This is a genomic window from Aeromonas sp. LsrichE-8G, from assembly GCF_022869435.1.
Classification (GTDB): Bacteria; Pseudomonadota; Gammaproteobacteria; order Enterobacterales; family Aeromonadaceae; genus Aeromonas; species Aeromonas caviae.
This window is the reverse complement of the sequence record NZ_JALIHH010000004.1, coordinates 1-15,336: the sequence shown is the minus strand read 5'-3', so window position 1 is coordinate 15,336 and position 15,336 is coordinate 1. Positions and strand designations below refer to the sequence as shown.

Annotated in this window: 13 protein-coding genes; 4 read left to right on the top strand and 9 right to left on the bottom strand. The window is 62.8% G+C overall.

Annotated features, from left to right (window positions below):
* Positions 1 to 4 precede the first annotated feature (4 nt).
* Positions 5 to 430, top strand: coding sequence for a hypothetical protein (locus MUW49_RS00770; protein ID WP_244812318.1), 426 nt, complete (start codon positions 5 to 7; stop codon positions 428 to 430).
* An 18-nt stretch (positions 431 to 448) separates the two neighbouring features.
* Here the strand turns inward: MUW49_RS00770 and MUW49_RS00765 are convergent, their stop codons facing one another.
* The 9 genes from MUW49_RS00765 to MUW49_RS00725 form a co-directional block, all read right to left on the bottom strand.
* Positions 449 to 1,750: an FAD-binding oxidoreductase gene (locus MUW49_RS00765; protein WP_244812317.1), complete on the bottom strand. Its 1,302-nt coding sequence runs from the start codon at positions 1,748 to 1,750 to the stop codon at positions 449 to 451.
* A 153-nt stretch (positions 1,751 to 1,903) separates the two neighbouring features.
* Positions 1,904 to 2,983 carry a class II fructose-bisphosphate aldolase gene (gene fbaA / locus MUW49_RS00760; RefSeq protein ID WP_010675658.1) on the bottom strand — a complete coding sequence of 360 codons (1,080 nt, stop codon included), beginning with the start codon at positions 2,981 to 2,983 and terminating at the stop codon, positions 1,904 to 1,906.
* Between the two features lie 115 nt (positions 2,984 to 3,098).
* Positions 3,099 to 4,262: a phosphoglycerate kinase gene (locus MUW49_RS00755; RefSeq protein ID WP_039040546.1), complete on the bottom strand. Its 1,164-nt coding sequence runs from the start codon at positions 4,260 to 4,262 to the stop codon at positions 3,099 to 3,101.
* 66 nt (positions 4,263 to 4,328) lie between these two features.
* Entirely contained in the window at positions 4,329 to 5,339 is a 1,011-nt protein-coding gene (gene epd / locus MUW49_RS00750; protein ID WP_041211676.1) for an erythrose-4-phosphate dehydrogenase, read from the bottom strand.
* A 50-nt stretch (positions 5,340 to 5,389) separates the two neighbouring features.
* Positions 5,390 to 6,319 (bottom strand): ROK family protein, encoded by a 930-nt coding sequence (locus tag MUW49_RS00745; RefSeq protein ID WP_244812316.1) that lies wholly within the window; start codon positions 6,317 to 6,319, stop codon positions 5,390 to 5,392.
* 151 nt (positions 6,320 to 6,470) lie between these two features.
* Entirely contained in the window at positions 6,471 to 7,538 is a 1,068-nt protein-coding gene (hemE, locus tag MUW49_RS00740; RefSeq protein WP_161470281.1) for a uroporphyrinogen decarboxylase, read from the bottom strand.
* Positions 7,539 to 7,677: 139 nt separating this feature from the next.
* Positions 7,678 to 8,457, bottom strand: coding sequence for an NAD(+) diphosphatase (gene nudC / locus MUW49_RS00735; RefSeq protein ID WP_161470282.1), 780 nt, complete (start codon positions 8,455 to 8,457; stop codon positions 7,678 to 7,680).
* A 165-nt stretch (positions 8,458 to 8,622) separates the two neighbouring features.
* Positions 8,623 to 9,228, bottom strand: coding sequence for a TIGR04211 family SH3 domain-containing protein (locus tag MUW49_RS00730; RefSeq protein ID WP_010675664.1), 606 nt, complete (start codon positions 9,226 to 9,228; stop codon positions 8,623 to 8,625).
* A gap of 152 nt (positions 9,229 to 9,380) precedes the next feature.
* Complete coding sequence (locus MUW49_RS00725; protein WP_180907048.1) at positions 9,381 to 10,133, bottom strand: potassium channel family protein; 753 nt, start codon at positions 10,131 to 10,133, stop codon at positions 9,381 to 9,383.
* Between the two features lie 100 nt (positions 10,134 to 10,233).
* Here MUW49_RS00725 and MUW49_RS00720 point away from each other — a divergent pair, with 100 nt between their 5' ends.
* From MUW49_RS00720 to glnE, 3 genes are all read left to right on the top strand, one after another.
* A complete protein-coding gene (locus MUW49_RS00720; protein ID WP_200164386.1) occupies positions 10,234 to 11,484 on the top strand; it encodes a methyl-accepting chemotaxis protein in 1,251 nt (416 codons plus the stop codon).
* 118 nt (positions 11,485 to 11,602) lie between these two features.
* The gene (locus tag MUW49_RS00715; RefSeq protein WP_010675667.1) at positions 11,603 to 12,043 is read left to right on the top strand and encodes a GNAT family N-acetyltransferase; all 441 of its coding nucleotides are present in this window, start codon (positions 11,603 to 11,605) and stop codon (positions 12,041 to 12,043) included.
* 135 nt (positions 12,044 to 12,178) lie between these two features.
* On the top strand, positions 12,179 to 15,052 hold the full coding sequence (glnE, locus tag MUW49_RS00710; RefSeq protein ID WP_244812315.1) for a bifunctional [glutamate--ammonia ligase]-adenylyl-L-tyrosine phosphorylase/[glutamate--ammonia-ligase] adenylyltransferase: 2,874 nt from the start codon (positions 12,179 to 12,181) through the stop codon (positions 15,050 to 15,052).
* Positions 15,053 to 15,336 lie beyond the last annotated feature (284 nt).

Sequence of the window (15,336 nt, the reverse complement as noted above, 5' to 3'; positions counted from 1 at the left end):
TTTGATGAAAAAGTGGTTCATCCCCCTGCTGGCCCTCTGGCTTTATGGCTGCAACGCAGGTCCCGGTGAAGAGACCATCCAGAGCCAGGTCACCGCTAGGTTGCAGGCGGGCACGGATGCTGACCTGTTCGACATCCGCGACTTCGCCGTGCTCGGCAAGGAGGAGCGGATGGAGGGGGTCTATCTGGTCAAGGTGAGCTACCAGCTCCACTTCAAGCAGGGACTGGATCAGTTGCAGGTGCTGCACGACGAGGATCTCGTCTATGACAGGGTCGGCCCCTTCCAGCAGGAGATGGGACTGATGGAGCTCGAGCGCAAATATGGCGACTTCGAGGCAGGCCAGGCCCTGGTGCAGGAGACCCAGGTCTGGATGATGAAGACGGAGCAGGGCTGGCGCCTGGCCGAGCCAGACGCGACGCAGCAGGGATAATCCCGAGCCCCCCTCCCCCTAGAGCAGATCCTTCAGCCGATACCAGAGCATCCCGAGCGCCAGCAGCGGAGAGCGCAACGCCGGGCCACCCGGGAAAGTCATGTGGGGGACGCGGCTGAAGAGATCGAAGCCCCGGCTCTCCCCCTTGATCGCCTCCGCCACCAGCTTGCCCGCCATGTGGGTGGCATTGAGGCCATGGCCCGAATAGGCCTGGGCATAGAAGACGTTGGGATGCTGCTCGAGGCGGCCTATCTGGGGCAGACGGTTGGCGCCTATGCCTATCATGCCTCCCCACTGGAACTCGATGGCGGTACCCGCGAGCTCGGGGAAGACCCGCAGCAGCTTGGGCAGCATGAAGGCCTTGATGTCGCGGGGGTCACGGCCCGAGTAGTTGCAGGCCCCGCCAAACAGCAGGCGACCGTCCGCCGACAGCCGATAGTAGTCGAGCGCCACGTTCTGATCGCACACCGCCATGTTCTGTGGCAGCAAGCGCTGGCGCAGGCGCTTCTCCAGCACCTGGGTGGCGAGAATGTAGGAGCCCGCCGGCAGCACCTTGCCCCCGAGATCGGGCTGGAGGTCGCCCAGGTAAGCGTTGCAGCCGATCACCAGGTAGTCCGCGCTGACCCGGCCGTGGGCCGTGGTCACCTCGACCCGCTCGCCGTAATCGATGTGGGTCACCCTTGAGTGTTCGAACAAGGAGACCCCGAGACTGGCTGCCGCACGCGCTTCGCCGAGGGCCAGGTTGAGAGGATGCAGGTGACCGGAGCCCATGTCGATCATCCCGCCGATATAGCGATCCGATCCGACAACGGTGTGCATCTCCTCCCGCGCCACCATTTTCAGTGCGTGCCGATAACCCAGGCTCGCCAGGTGCTCGGCATCCTCCTCGAACCCCCTCAGGTGGCGCGCCTTGGTGGCGAGATCGCAATAGCCCCAGGTGAGATCGCACTCGATGTTGAAACGCTCGACCCGCTCGCGCACCAGCTGCACCGCTTCGATCCCCATGAGATCCAGCTCCCGCACGCCCGCCTCGCCAATCCAGCGGGCGAACTGGTTGGTATCGTGGCCGATGCCGCGGATCAGCTGGCCGCCGTTGCGCCCCGACGCTCCCCAGCCGATGCGGTTGGCCTCCAGCAGCACCACCTTGTAACCGGCATCGGCCAGGTTGATGGCGGTGTTGAGGCCGGTGAAACCGCCACCGATGACGCAGACGTCCGCATCCAGCTCACCACTGAGCTCGGGCCACTGCCGATGGTCGTTGCGAGTGGCCGCGTAATAGGAGGCCGTGTGTTCCTGATGTCCCTGTCTTCCTGTCTGCATGCTCAGCATCCTGCCTGGTTGCATTCGTTTACTAAATTAAACGGGTGTCATCGATAATACCCAGCCCCCCATCCCCAATCCAGCCCGTCAGGATCACAGAAATGCAAAAGGCGCCCCGAAGGGCGCCTTTTCATGCAATCAAGGTGCTGCGAATTACAGTACGTCGATGGCGTTCAGGTCGGAGAAGGCCTTCTCCAGACGCGCGATCATGGAAGTCTGACCGGCACGCAGCCATACGCGCGGATCGTAGAACTTCTTGTTCGGCTTGTCGGCACCTTCCGGGTTGCCCAGCTGGCCTTGCAGGTAGGCTTCGTTGGACTTGTAGAAGTTCAGCACGCCTTCCCAGGTCGCCCACTGGGTGTCGGTGTCGATGTTCATCTTCACCACGCCGTAGGAGATGGATTCGCGGATCTCTTCCAGGGTAGAGCCGGAGCCACCGTGGAACACGAAGTCCAGGGACTTGGCAGGCAGACCGAACTTCTCGGAGACGTACTTCTGGGAGTTGTCCAGGATCTTCGGAGTCAGCTTGACGTTACCCGGCTTGTACACACCGTGCACGTTGCCGAAGGAGGCAGCGATGGTGAAGCGCGGGCTGATCTTGGACAGACGCTCGTAGGCGTAGGCCACGTCTTCCGGCTGGGTGTACAGGGAGGATTGGTCCAGGTGGCTGTTGTCCACGCCGTCTTCTTCACCGCCGGTGCAGCCCAGTTCCAGCTCCAGAGTCATGTTCATCTTGGCCATGCGAGTCAGGTACTCGCAGCAGATGTCGATGTTCTCTTCCAGAGACTCTTCGGACAGATCCAGCATGTGGGAGGAGAACAGCGGTTTGCCGGTTTCGGCGAAGTGCTTCTCACCGGCATCCAGCAGACCGTCGATCCACGGCAGCAGCTTCTTGGCGGCGTGGTCGGTGTGCAGGATCACGGGAACACCGTAGGCTTCGGCAACGGCGTGCACGTGCTTGGCACCGGAGATGGCACCCAGGATGGCAGCTTGCTGGCCTTCCAGCTTCAGACCCTTGCCGGCGGTGAACACGGCACCACCGTTGGAGAACTGTACGATAACCGGGGCTTTGACCTTGGCAGCAGCTTCCAGCACGGCGTTCACGGAGTCGGTACCGACGCAGTTGACGGCCGGCAGAGCGAAGCCGTTTTCCTTGGCGATGGCGAACACTTTCTGAACGTCATCACCAGTGATCACGCCGGGTTTTACGAAGTCGAAAATTTTCTTAGACATGTTTAATCGTCCTGTCTCGTATGCCGTTAATAAAAAGTGGGGGGTTCATCATGAACCGGCACAGCGGCCACATGATAAACGAAACGGGAGGCTTTTGCCCCCCGTCCCGGGTCAATTAGGCTTTGGCGCGCTCTTCGAGAATCGCGACAGCCGGCAGTACCTTGCCTTCTACGAACTCCAGGAAGGCGCCGCCGCCGGTGGAGATGTAGGAGACCTTGTCGGCGATGCCGAACTTGTCGATGGCAGCCAGGGTGTCACCACCGCCAGCGATGGAGAAGGCCGGGGAAGCGGCGATGGCTTCGGCGATCACCTTGGTGCCTTCAGCGAACTGGTCGAACTCGAACACGCCGACCGGGCCGTTCCACAGGATGGTCTTGGCGTTCATGATGATGTCGGCCAGGGCCTTGGCGGAATCCGGACCGATGTCGAAGATCATGTCGCCGTCAGTCACGTCGGACACGGACTTGATGGTGGCCGGGGTGGATTCGGAGAATTCGCTACCCACAACCACGTCGGTGGTCACCGGAATGTTGGTCTCGGCAGCCAGTTTCTTGGCGGTGTCGATCAGGTCGTGCTCGCACAGGGACTTGCCGACGTTGTGACCGGCAGCAGCGATGAAGGTGTTGGCGATGCCACCACCGACCACCAGCTGGTCAGCGATCTTGGAGAGGGATTCCAGCACGGTCAGCTTGGTGGAGACCTTGGAGCCGCCCACGATGGCAACCATGGGGCGCTCGGGCTTCAGCATGGCTTTGCCCAGGGCTTCCAGTTCACCGGCCAGCAGGGGGCCTGCACAGGCAACCGGCGCGAACTGGGCCACACCGTAGGTGGAACCTTCGGCACGGTGAGCAGTACCGAACGCATCCATTACAAAGACGTCACACAGGGCGGCGTATTTTTTGGCCAGCTCTTCGGTGTTCTTCTTCTCGCCTTTGTTGAAGCGGCAGTTTTCCAGCACAACCAACTCACCGGCGGCGACGTCTACGCCATCCAGGTAGTCTTTGGCCAGACGAACCGGGCAGGACAGTGCGTCTTTCAGATAGTTGACAACCGGTGCCAGGGAGAATTCTTCATTGTATTCACCCTCGGTCGGACGACCCAGGTGGGAGGTGATCATCAGCTTGGCGCCCTTTTCCAGAGCCAGCTTGATGGTCGGCAGAGTCGCAACGATACGTGCATCGGAAGTGACCTTGCCGTCTTTTACCGGCACGTTCAGGTCAGCACGGATCAGAACGCGTTTGCCCGCCAGATCCAGGTCGGTCATCTTGATAACAGACATATTCAGTCCTCTATATATTTTCAGGTAATGTTAAAAAAACAGTAACCTTGCGCCCGGTGCAGACTTTCAGCCTGCGGCCATCATGGCCCGGGTGGTATCCAGCATGCGGTTGGCGAAGCCCCATTCGTTATCGCACCACATCAACATCTTGACGAGGTTGGCATCGCTGACCCGAGTCTGGGTACCATCAATGATGCAGGAGTGTGCATCATGATTAAAGTCTACGGAGACCAGTGGCTCTTCCGTGTAGTCCAGAATACCGTGTAATGTACCTCTGGATGCCCGTTGCAGGGCTTGATTTACGTCACTAACTGTCACTTTTTTACGAACAGTAATGCTCAGATCCATGGCGGTTACATTGATGGTGGGTACCCGCACCGCGATCGCCTCGAACTTGCCGGCGAAGTGGGGAAGGATACGTTCCAACCCCTTTGCCAGCTTGGTGTCCACCGGGATGATGGACTGGCTGGCTGCCCGGGTTCTGCGCAAGTCGCCGTGATAGGCATCGATGACTTGCTGATCGTGCATGGCCGAATGAATTGTCGTAATAGTACCACAATTTATCTCGAATTCTCGATGCAATGTTTCGATGACGGGGACCACGCAGTTGGTGGTGCAGGAGGCGTTGGAGACGATCCGCTCCCGCCCGGTCAGCACCTGGTGGTTGACCCCGTAGACGATGGTGGCGTCCACGTCCGCGTCCGCCGGATGGGAGAAGAGCACCTTGCCCGCTCCCGCCCCCAGATGCAGCTCGGCATCGGCCCGGGAGCCGAACACCCCGGTGCAGTCCAGCACCACGTCCACCCCCAGCGCCCGCCACGGCAAGTTCGACGGATCCCGCTCGGCAAACAGGGCGATGAGATCCTCCCCCACCTGCATGCTGTTGCCCGCCAGTTGCACCGGATAGCGGAACCGGCCGTGGCTGGTGTCGAAGCGGGTCAGGTGCACCATGGCCTCGGGGGCCGCCAGCTCGTTGATGGCCACTATCTTGATGGTCTTGTCGCGGCCGCTCTCGTAGAGGGCCCGCAGCACGTTGCGGCCGATGCGGCCATAGCCGTTGATGGCAATCTTGATCATGGAAACGTTGTGTCCTTAGCTGCGACAAAGGGATGGGAGGAAGGGGCGACTCACGAGAGCAGTGCCTCGCGAAAGACGCCGCGGGCCAGCAGTGCGGCACCGAATACCCCGGCGCTATCCCCCAGGGCCGGCGCTATCATGGGGGTGGCGAAACGGGGGTTGAACAGGAAGGGCAATACCGTTTCACGCCCGGCGCGATAGAGGCTCTGCACATTGCCCACGCCGCCACCGATGACGATGACGTCCGGATCGAGAATATTGATCACGTTGGCGAGGGCCTGGCCGAACAGCAGGTGCAACCTGTCCATGGTGAGCCTGGCGACATGATCATGGGCACTGGCCGCAGCAATCTGGGCGAGCGAGAGACGGCGTTTGGTCCTGGCCTCGTACCAGGCCTCCAGCGCCGGGCCGCTGATGAGGGTTTCGACGCAGCCGCGCTTGCCGCAGTAGCACTCTGGCCCCTCCGGCAACAGGACGTTGTGCCCCCACTCCCCGGCGATGCCGTGGTGACCGTTGAGGATCTGGCCGTTGATGACGATGCCGGCCCCGACTCCGGTGCCCATGATGATGCCGAACACCACGCGTGCAGAGGAATGATGCTGGCGCACCGCCCCCAGATGGGTTTCCGCCAGGGCGAAACAGTTGGCGTCGTTGGCGATGAGCACGGGGACGCCCAGCCTGCGCTCCAGATCTTCCTTGAGCGGCTTGCCGTTGAACTCGGTGGTGTTGCTGTTTTTCAGCAGCCCGGTCTGGGGGTCCCGGGCCCCCGGCGTCCCCATGCCGATGAGTGCAGGACGCTGACCGAGTTTGGCGGCACACTCGTCCACCAGTTTGGCGATCTGGCCCAGCATGTGCTGGTAGCCGCCGTGCCGTTCAGTAGGAATGCGGTGGCGCAGCAACACCTCGTCGCCATCGAGCACCACGCACTCGCACTTGGTCCCGCCAAGGTCGATGCCCCAATCCCACGCCCGCTTCTCCATCCAGCCTCCTGCCCCTCAACGACCCCATCCCGGCCACGACTGCCAACATGGGGGTGCAGTGTAACCCGAGCCGCGACCAGGATGCAGCCCCCTGTGTCACGGACAGCAAAACGGGGCCCGCAGGCCCCGTTCATCACGCTGTTTGCCGCCCTCAGCGACCGTGGTACCGGGCGGAGAGTTCATGCACCGCGTTGACGAACACGCCGGCATGTTCCGGGTCCACATCCTGATGGATGCCGTGGCCCAGGTTGAAGACATGACCGTTGCCATGACCGAAACCGGCCAGAATGGTGGCGACCTCTTCGCGGATCCGCTCCGGGGTGGCGTAGAGCATGGAGGGGTCCATGTTGCCTTGCAGCGCCACCTTGTCGCCGACCCGGCGTTTGGCGTCCGCAATGTCGGTGGTCCAGTCCAGCCCCAGGGCATCACAGCCGGTGGCGGCGATCTGCTCCAGCCACTGGCCGCCGTTCTTGGTGAACAGGGTGACCGGCACACGGCGGCCCTCATGTTCACGGATCAGGCCATCGACGATCTTGTGCATGTACTGCAGGGAGAAGTCGCGGTAATCCCGCGGGGTGAGCACGCCGCCCCAGGTGTCGAATACCATGACCGCCTGCGCACCCGCCCTGATCTGGGCGTTGAGGTAGGCAATCACGCTGTCGGCCAGCTTGTCGAGCAGCAGATGCAGGGTCTGCGGCTCTGCATACATCATCTTCTTGATCTTGGTGAACGCCTTGGAGCTGCCCCCCTCCACCATGTAGGTGGCTAGGGTCCAGGGGCTGCCGGAGAAGCCGATGAGCGGCACGTCGCCCTTGAGCTCGCGGCGGATGGTGCGCACCGCATTCATCACGTAGCCGAGCTCGTCTTCCGGATCCGGGATGGGCAGGGCCTTCACGTCGGCCATGGAGGTGATCGGGCGCTCGAAGCGCGGGCCTTCCCCCTGTTCGAAGTAGAGGCCCAGCCCCATGGCATCGGGCACGGTCAGGATGTCGGAGAAGAGGATGGCGGCATCGAGTGGATAGCGGCGCAGGGGCTGCAAGGTGACTTCACAGGCCAGCTCGGCGTTGCGACACAGGGACATGAAATCCCCCGCAACGGCGCGGGTCGCCTTGTATTCCGGCAGATAACGGCCAGCCTGACGCATCATCCATACCGGGGTCATGTCCACTTCCTGGCGCAGCAGGGCACGCAGGTATCGATCGTTTTTCAGCTCTTTCATCCCAGTTCCTGAGTCATGTCACGCATAAAATGGCGGACATGATACCACTTTGTGCAAGGCTGAGGGCGACCCTGACGCCGCACATCGCCGCAGGAGTGCAAAGATGTGAGGGGGCGCATACAAGCGCCCCCGTTTTCCCTCAACGCGCCTCGGCGAGGCACTGTTCGATGAGCCGGCGCGCTATGGTGCCATGAGGGGGCAAGCGCGGCAGCCGGTCAGCCTCAAAGAAGCCTGCCGCCACCAGTTCGTCATCCTGCACCCGGATCTCGCCGCTCTCGTAGTCGGCGGTGAAGCCCATCATCAGGCTGTGGGGGAAGGGCCAGGGCTGGCTCGCCACGTAACGCACATTGCGCACCCGGATGCCGCTCTCCTCGAACACCTCCCGCGCCACGCACTGCTCCAGATTCTCCCCTGCCTCCACGAAGCCGGCCAGCACGGTATACATGGGATCATCCGCCTGATAGTGACGGCGGTGGGCTGCCAGCAAGATGGCCGGCCCCTTGCGCACCGCGACGATGATGCAGGGGGAGATGCGCGGATAGACGACATGGCCGTGATGACACCCCTGGGCCCACTCCCCTTCCCTCGGGGTCATGGGGGCGCCGCACTCACCGCAGAAACGATGGGTACGGCGAAAAGTGGCAAGCTGCCAGGCCCGCCCTGCGAGGCGAAAGCCCTCTTCGTCCCCCGCCACCATGAGCTGGCGCAGCGGGGCCATGGCCCCGGTCTCCGCCTCGCCCCCCAGATCCAGCAGATGGCAAGGCAGGCCGTCCCACTCGTCGAAGCGCTCGAAAGGGGCGGTGTGCAGATGGGTGGGCAAAACGGCGCGGGGCCCTTGTGGAATGCGCCCCTGTTCATCCAGCAGGACGAGGTGATCGCCCCCCAGCACGAACCAGAAGGCCTGTTCAGTTGATGACATATGATGAAGGCTCTTGTTGAGAATGCGCGCGGCACAGGATCGGTTGCCTCATCTTACGAGCGGGAAGGGCCGATGGCGACCCCCGACATGGCCCTCTTCTCGCCAGACACACCATGAAAAAAGGCCGCCTCTGGCGACCTTTCATTCTGTTGACCGCCCGGGCGATCAGTTCATCCAGCGCTCGCTGCTCTTGCGACGGCGCGGGAGCATGGGCAGGAGGATCCCGAGCAGGATGCCGCCCCCCACCATGGCACCACCGCGGATGAACCAGTCCATCTGCATGTCGTGCTCACGGTTGTCATAGCTCTGGGTCAGGGCGTCGTTCTGTTCCTTGAGGCTGCTCATCTCGGCGCTCTGGCTGTCCAGACGGGCTTTGAGGCTGGCGATCTCCTTGCTCTGCTCGGCGATCTTGCCATCCTTCTCGGCGAAGCGTTTCTCGTTGTCGCCATTGAGGTTCAGCAGACGGGCCTTGGCTTCGTCCAGCTCTTTCTGAACCTGGGGAAGGCGTTCACGCAGGCTGATCTCCCCCTGCAGCTCGCTGTTCTTGATCCAGCCCTCGCGGCCACGACCGTCCACCACCTGGGTGAATCCGGCCTCCTGGTTCACCGCCTTGACCTCCAGCGGCTCACCGGCCTTGACGCTGCCGAGGATCCGGTACTGGGTACCCGGACCGTTGTGGATATAGGTAAAGATGTTGTCTGAAACATAGCGGGTATCGGCCAGTGCCTGTTGGGCACACAAGCAGATCAGGATCCCGAGAAGGGCGCGCATGGTCGATCGATTCTCTTCGTTGGATTAGGTTGCAGGCCGAATGTTAAGCCGCCTGCGGGTCAAAGGACAAGCAAAGAAAAGCGCCATCTCCCCGAGTGAGAGCTGTCTCGCAGCGCAGCCGGTTTGCCACGCGACCATTCCAGACGTCGTACCTACTTCTGTTTCAGCGCCTGCACCTCGGCGCGCAGGGCCTTGAGCTCTTTGAGCAGTTGCGCCTGCTGCTCGCTCTGCTGGCGTCGCCACACAGCGGTGTCGTCGTTGGTCTTGCCGGGATGGACGAACAGGCTGGCCATGAAGCCGCTGAGGGCGCCAAACAACCCCACGCCAAAGAGGATCAGCAGGCTGGCGACGAAGCGCCCCTCCTCCGTCTTGGGCACCAGATCCCCGTACCCCACGGTAGAGAGGGTCACCAGCGTCCACCAGAAGGCATCGTAAGGAGTCTGGATCTGGCTGCCGGGTTGCCCCGTTTCCAGCCAGAACATGACGCCGGAGCCGACCCCCAGCAACAGGAAGAAGAGGAAGAGAATGCCGGAGAGGGTGGTTTCGTTGCGTTCACGACGGAACATGGCCAGCAGATCCGGTCTGTCCCGGAGCAACTGGTAAACCCGCCACAGCTGGATGAGCCGCGCCCAGCGCAGTTGTTCCACCATGGGCAGGCTGCCGGGCAGATAGAACCAGTTGCTCTTGAAGAAGGCCATCCTGTCGGAGGCACGCGCCCAGCCATAGGCGAAGTGAGCGAGGAAGAAGTAGCAGATCAGGCTGTCGACATCATAAAAGAGCTGCAAAGTCTGGGGGCTTAGTTCACCGTGCCCCAGCCAGCGAGCGGCCACCAGGCAAACCGAAATCACGGAGAGAAACCCCATCAGCAGATCCATGGTACGCAAATGAGTTAAGTGATGTCGCATACATTTTCCAACTTTAAGCACGGTGCAAATTAATAAAAAGGAAGATAATGCCGATAGCTATGACGGCAAAGGAATAATGGACGTTGAAAGGAGAAAAATTATGCAGTTGAACCCGCTGGAGAGGCGCATGAGCAACATCCGACTGGTGCCCAAGGTGGTGCTGCTCATGGTGTTCAGCACCCTGCTGCTGCTGGCCAAACTCTGGTTCGATGCCAGCAACCTGGAAGCGACCCTGCTCAGCGAGGGCATTGATGCCGCCATGGCCAACACCATCGCCGATCGCCTGCTCTGGACCGGGCTGGTGGAGACGGCGCTCATGGGGGTCGTCTTCGTGGTGCTGCTGCTCACCGGCTCCCGCCTCATGGTCAAGCAGGTCCACTACCTGGTGGGGCTGCTGGAGCGTTTCGCCAACAAGGATCTCAGCCACAGCGTGCTGCTCAAGTCCCGGGACGAGTTCGGCGACATCGCCAAGGCGGTGGCCCACTCCCAGGAGAACCTCAAGGAGGTGTTCGGGACCCAGCGTGCCGCCTGCAAAGAGCTCAACGAGATCGCCTCCCAGGTGACTCTCTGCATGGATGAGGCGAACGAGGCCATCAACGAGGAGTTCACCCAGATTGAGCAGCTTGCCAGCGCCATGAGCCAGATGGTAGGTGCCATTCGAGAAGTGGCCAACCACGCGGAGCAGGCGTCCCACGCCACCGCCGAAACCAGCCAGCTGGCCGAGGAGGGCAGGCGCTGCGTGGCGGCTACCGTCAACACCATCGACACTCTCTCCGGCAACATCCAGCGCTCCTCCACCGTGGTCAACGAAGTGGAGCACGGGGTCGATCGCATCGGCTCCGTGGTGGACACCATCCGCAGCATCTCCGAGCAGACCAACCTGCTGGCCCTGAACGCCGCCATCGAAGCCGCACGCGCCGGTGAGGCGGGTCGCGGTTTTGCCGTGGTCGCCTCCGAGGTGCGCGAACTCGCGAACCGTGCCCAGGCCGCCACCGTCGAGATCCAGAAGATGATCGAGCAGCTTCAGGGCAACGCCCGCCAGGCCGTCGGCCTAATGGCCGAGAGCGTGCAGCAGGCGGACAAGGGGGTGGAGCAGGTGACCCAGGCTGGTACCCAGCTCGACACCATAGTGCAGCGGGTGCAGGGAGTGGCCGACATGAACCGCCAGATCGCCGCCGCCTCCGAGCAGCAGAGCTCGGTCGCCGAGGAGATGAATGCCAACCTGGAGCAGGTCAAACAGGTGGTGGAAGGCTCCGTCGTGGTGCTGCGGGAGCTGAAAGATGCCTCCGAACTGGTGGAACACCACAGCCAGACGCTGGACAGCCATATCCAGGCCTTCAAGCTGGCCTGATGCTGGCCTGATGCTGGCGCCCATCGTCAAACCTTCAGGCTGGCCTGAGGTCGTGATTTGAGTACACTGGAAGGCCCCCTTAGGGGCCTTTCTTTTTTCATCACGGCAAGGAGCCAGGATGCAGACCACAGAACGTGCGCTTGAGATAAGCGACGACAAGGGGCGCCTCGACGTCCCGCTCATTCACCGTTTCCTCAGTGAAGAGGCCTACTGGTGCCTCGGCATTCCCCTCGCTACCCTGCAGCGGGCCATCAACCACTCCCTGTGCTTCGGAGCCTATCTCGACGGCCAGCAGGTCGCCTTCGCCCGGGTCATCACCGACAAGGCCACCTTCGGTTATCTCGCCGACGTCTTCGTGCTGCCCGAACATCGCGGGCGCGGTCACAGCAAGGCCCTGGTGGCAGCCATCCTCGCCCACCCGGAGCTGCAAGGGCTGCGCCGTCTCTCCCTCGCCACCTCCGATGCCCACGGCCTCTACGCCGGTTTCGGTTTTGTGCCGCCGAGAAGCCCCGGCAGCCTGATGGAAATCTACGACCCCGAGATCTACCGGCGTCCCTGAGCCCGGCCGATCGCCAGATCCGTCGCCGGATCACCTTCCGGGCAGCGGCGCTGTGACGCCAGCGCCCGGGAGTGCTAGATTGGCAGCCGGCATTTCACTCTCCCTGCAGACTCGTCAACCACAAGGATGGCAACCGTGGCCCAGCACTCTCCCTCTTTCTCCGCCTTCTCTCCCTTGTTGCAGGAGCAGGCCCTGCGCCACTGGCAGCGGCTGCTCGCCCTGGCGCCCCAGTATGACGCACTGCCCGAGTCCACCCGCCAGACCCTGCTGACCCTGCTCGGCCTCTCCGACTTTGTCGCCGACTCCCTTATCAAGCAGCCGGGGCTGCTGGCCGAGACCCTGGCATCGGACGCACTGACCCGGGCCGAGCGCTGGCCCGCCTATGAACCTGAGCTCGCAGCCCTGCTCGCCGAGGTCGCGGACGAGGAGGCGCTCAAGCGCATCCTGCGTCAGTTCCGCCGCAGCCGCATGCTGGTGATCGCCTGGCGCGAGCTGCTCGGGGAGTCCGAGGTCGAAGAGAGCTTCATCCATCTCACCAAGCTGGCGGATGCCCTCATCTGTGGTGCCCGCGACTGGCTCTACGCCAAACAGTGCAGCGAGCTGGGCACCCCCATGGACGGCGATGGCAACCCCCAGCCGCTGCTCATCCTCGGGATGGGCAAGCTCGGCGGCGGCGAGCTCAACTTCTCCTCGGACATCGACCTTATCTTCACCTTCCCCGAGAACGGCTACACCGTTGGCGGTCGGCGGGAGCTCGCCAACCAGCAGTTCTTCATCAAGCTGGGGCAGCGTCTCATCAACGCCCTCCACCAGCCCACCCAGGATGGTCAGGTGTTCCGGGTCGACATGCGGCTGCGCCCCTTTGGCGATGCGGGGCCGCTCGCCATCTCCTTCGCCGCCATGGAGGACTACTACCAGCATCACGGCCGCAACTGGGAGCGCTACGCCATGGTCAAGGCGCGGGTGCTGGGCCCCCAGTGCGAACACGCCATGGCCCTGACCGAACTGCTGCGCCCCTTCGTGTTCCGCCGCTACATCGACTTCGGCGTCATCGACGGCCTGCGCCAGATGAAGGCGATGATCGCCGCCGAGGTGCGCCGCAAGGGACTGGAGGGCAACATCAAGCTGGGGGCCGGGGGCATTCGCGAGGTGGAGTTCATCGCCCAGGCGCTGCAACTCATCCGTGGCGGGCGCGAGCCCGCCCTGCGGGTACGCCACCTGCCCGAGGCGCTGGCCGCCATCGCCCAGGGGGGTGCCCTGGAGGGGAGCCAGTGCGAACGCCTGCTCACCGCCTATCGCTTCCTGCGCCGGGTGGAAAACATCTTGCAGGAGATCGGCGATCAGCAGACCCAGACTCTGCCCACCGAGGATCGGGATCGCCAGCGGCTCATCGCCACCCTCGGCTTTACCGACTGGGACGCCTTCATGGCCCACCTCGATGAGGAGATGGCCGCCGTCCATCAGGAGTTCGTCGCCGTGGTGGGGGAAGAGAAGGAGGCCCCCGCCCACCTGGAACAGCTCTGGCTCGATCTCTGGCGCACCGAGCTTGATGCCGCCGAGCTGGAAAAACTGCTGACCACGCAGGGAGTGGTGGAGCCCGCCCCCCTCTGCGCCGCCCTGCTGCGTTTCAAGGAGGAGTACAAGCGCCGTCAGGTAGGGCCCCAGGGGCGCATCGCCCTGGACTGGCTGATGCCGGAGCTGCTGCGGCTGGTGGTGGCGAGCCGCGAGCCTGCCCGCCTGTTCGAGCGGGTCTGCACCCTGCTGACCCGCATCTTCACCCGCAGCGCCTATCTGCAACTGCTGGCGGAAAACCCCGCCGCCCTGCGCCAGCTGGTACGCCTGTGTGACGAGAGCAACCTGGTGAGCGAGCAGCTGGCCCGCTACCCCATCCTGCTGGACGAGCTGCTGGATCCCCAGCACCTCTACCACCCCACCCCGCTGGATCAGTACAAGCCCCAGCTGCGCCAGTTCCTGCTGCGCATCCCCGAGGAGGACGTGGAGCAGCAGATGGAGGCGCTGCGCCAGTTCAAGCAGGTGCAGCTCCTGCGCATCGTCGCCGCCGACATCGCCGGCGCCCTGCCGCTGATGAAGGTGAGCGACCACCTCACCTGGCTGGCGGAGGCGATCACCGAGGAGGTGGTCAATCAGGCGTGGGCCCAGATGAGCGAACGCTACGGGGTGCCGCCCGAGGTGGCGGTAAGCGGCCAGCGCGGCTTTGCGGTGGTGGCCTACGGCAAGCTGGGGGGCATCGAACTCGGCTACGGCTCGGATCTCGATCTGGTGTTCCTGCACGGCGGCGACCCCAACAGTTACACCGATGGCCGCAAGCCCATCGACAGCCGCCAGTTCTACCTGCGCCTGGCCCAGCGGATCCTGCATCTGTTCAGCACCCGCACTCCGTCCGGCATCCTCTACGAGATCGACATGCGGCTGCGCCCCTCCGGCGACGCCGGCCTGCTGGTCTCATCGCTGTCGGCCTATGAGCAGTACCAGCAGCAGGAAGCCTGGACCTGGGAGCATCAGGCCCTGGTGCGAGCCCGTCCCATCTATGGCGATGATGCCGTGGTCGCCGAATTTGCCCGCATCCGCCGCGACGTGCTGGCCAAGGAGCGGGATCTGCCCACCCTGGCCCGCGAAGTGCGGGAGATGCGCCACAAGATGCGGGATCACCTGCTCAAGGCGGGAGAGGGAGAGTTCGATCTCAAGCAGTCCCCCGGCGGCATGGTGGACATCGAGTTCATCGCCCAGTACCTGGTGCTGGCCCATGCCTGCGGTGAGCCGGACGCTCTCACCCGCTGGTCAGACAATGTGCGCATCTTCGATGAGTGCGTGATGGCGGGGGTACTCACACTGGAGCAGGCAGAGGGGCTCAAGCAGGCCTATCTGGAGATCCGCAACCTCGGCCATCGCCTCAATCTCTCGGAGATCTCCCGCAAGGTGGGGGACGATCAGTTGCCGCGAGAGCGGGGCCATGTGCTGGCGGTCTGGCAACAGCTGCTGGGAGAATAAGCAGAAGGGGCGCCATGGCGCCCCTTCTCGTTAACACCACCGATATAGAACCGTTTTCTTCTCTAACCACACTCAATAGCGGTGAGCTGGATCCAGTTTCGAGCACTCTGCGCTTGGAATCGTATGGCACTTTGCTATGGAAGGTGCGAATAAGCGGGGAAATTCTTCTCGGCTGACTCAGTCATTTCATTTCTTCATGTTTGAGCCGATTTTTTCTCCCGTAAATGCCTTGAATCAGCCTATTTAGACCGTTTCTTCGCCATTTAAGGCGTTATCCCCAGTTT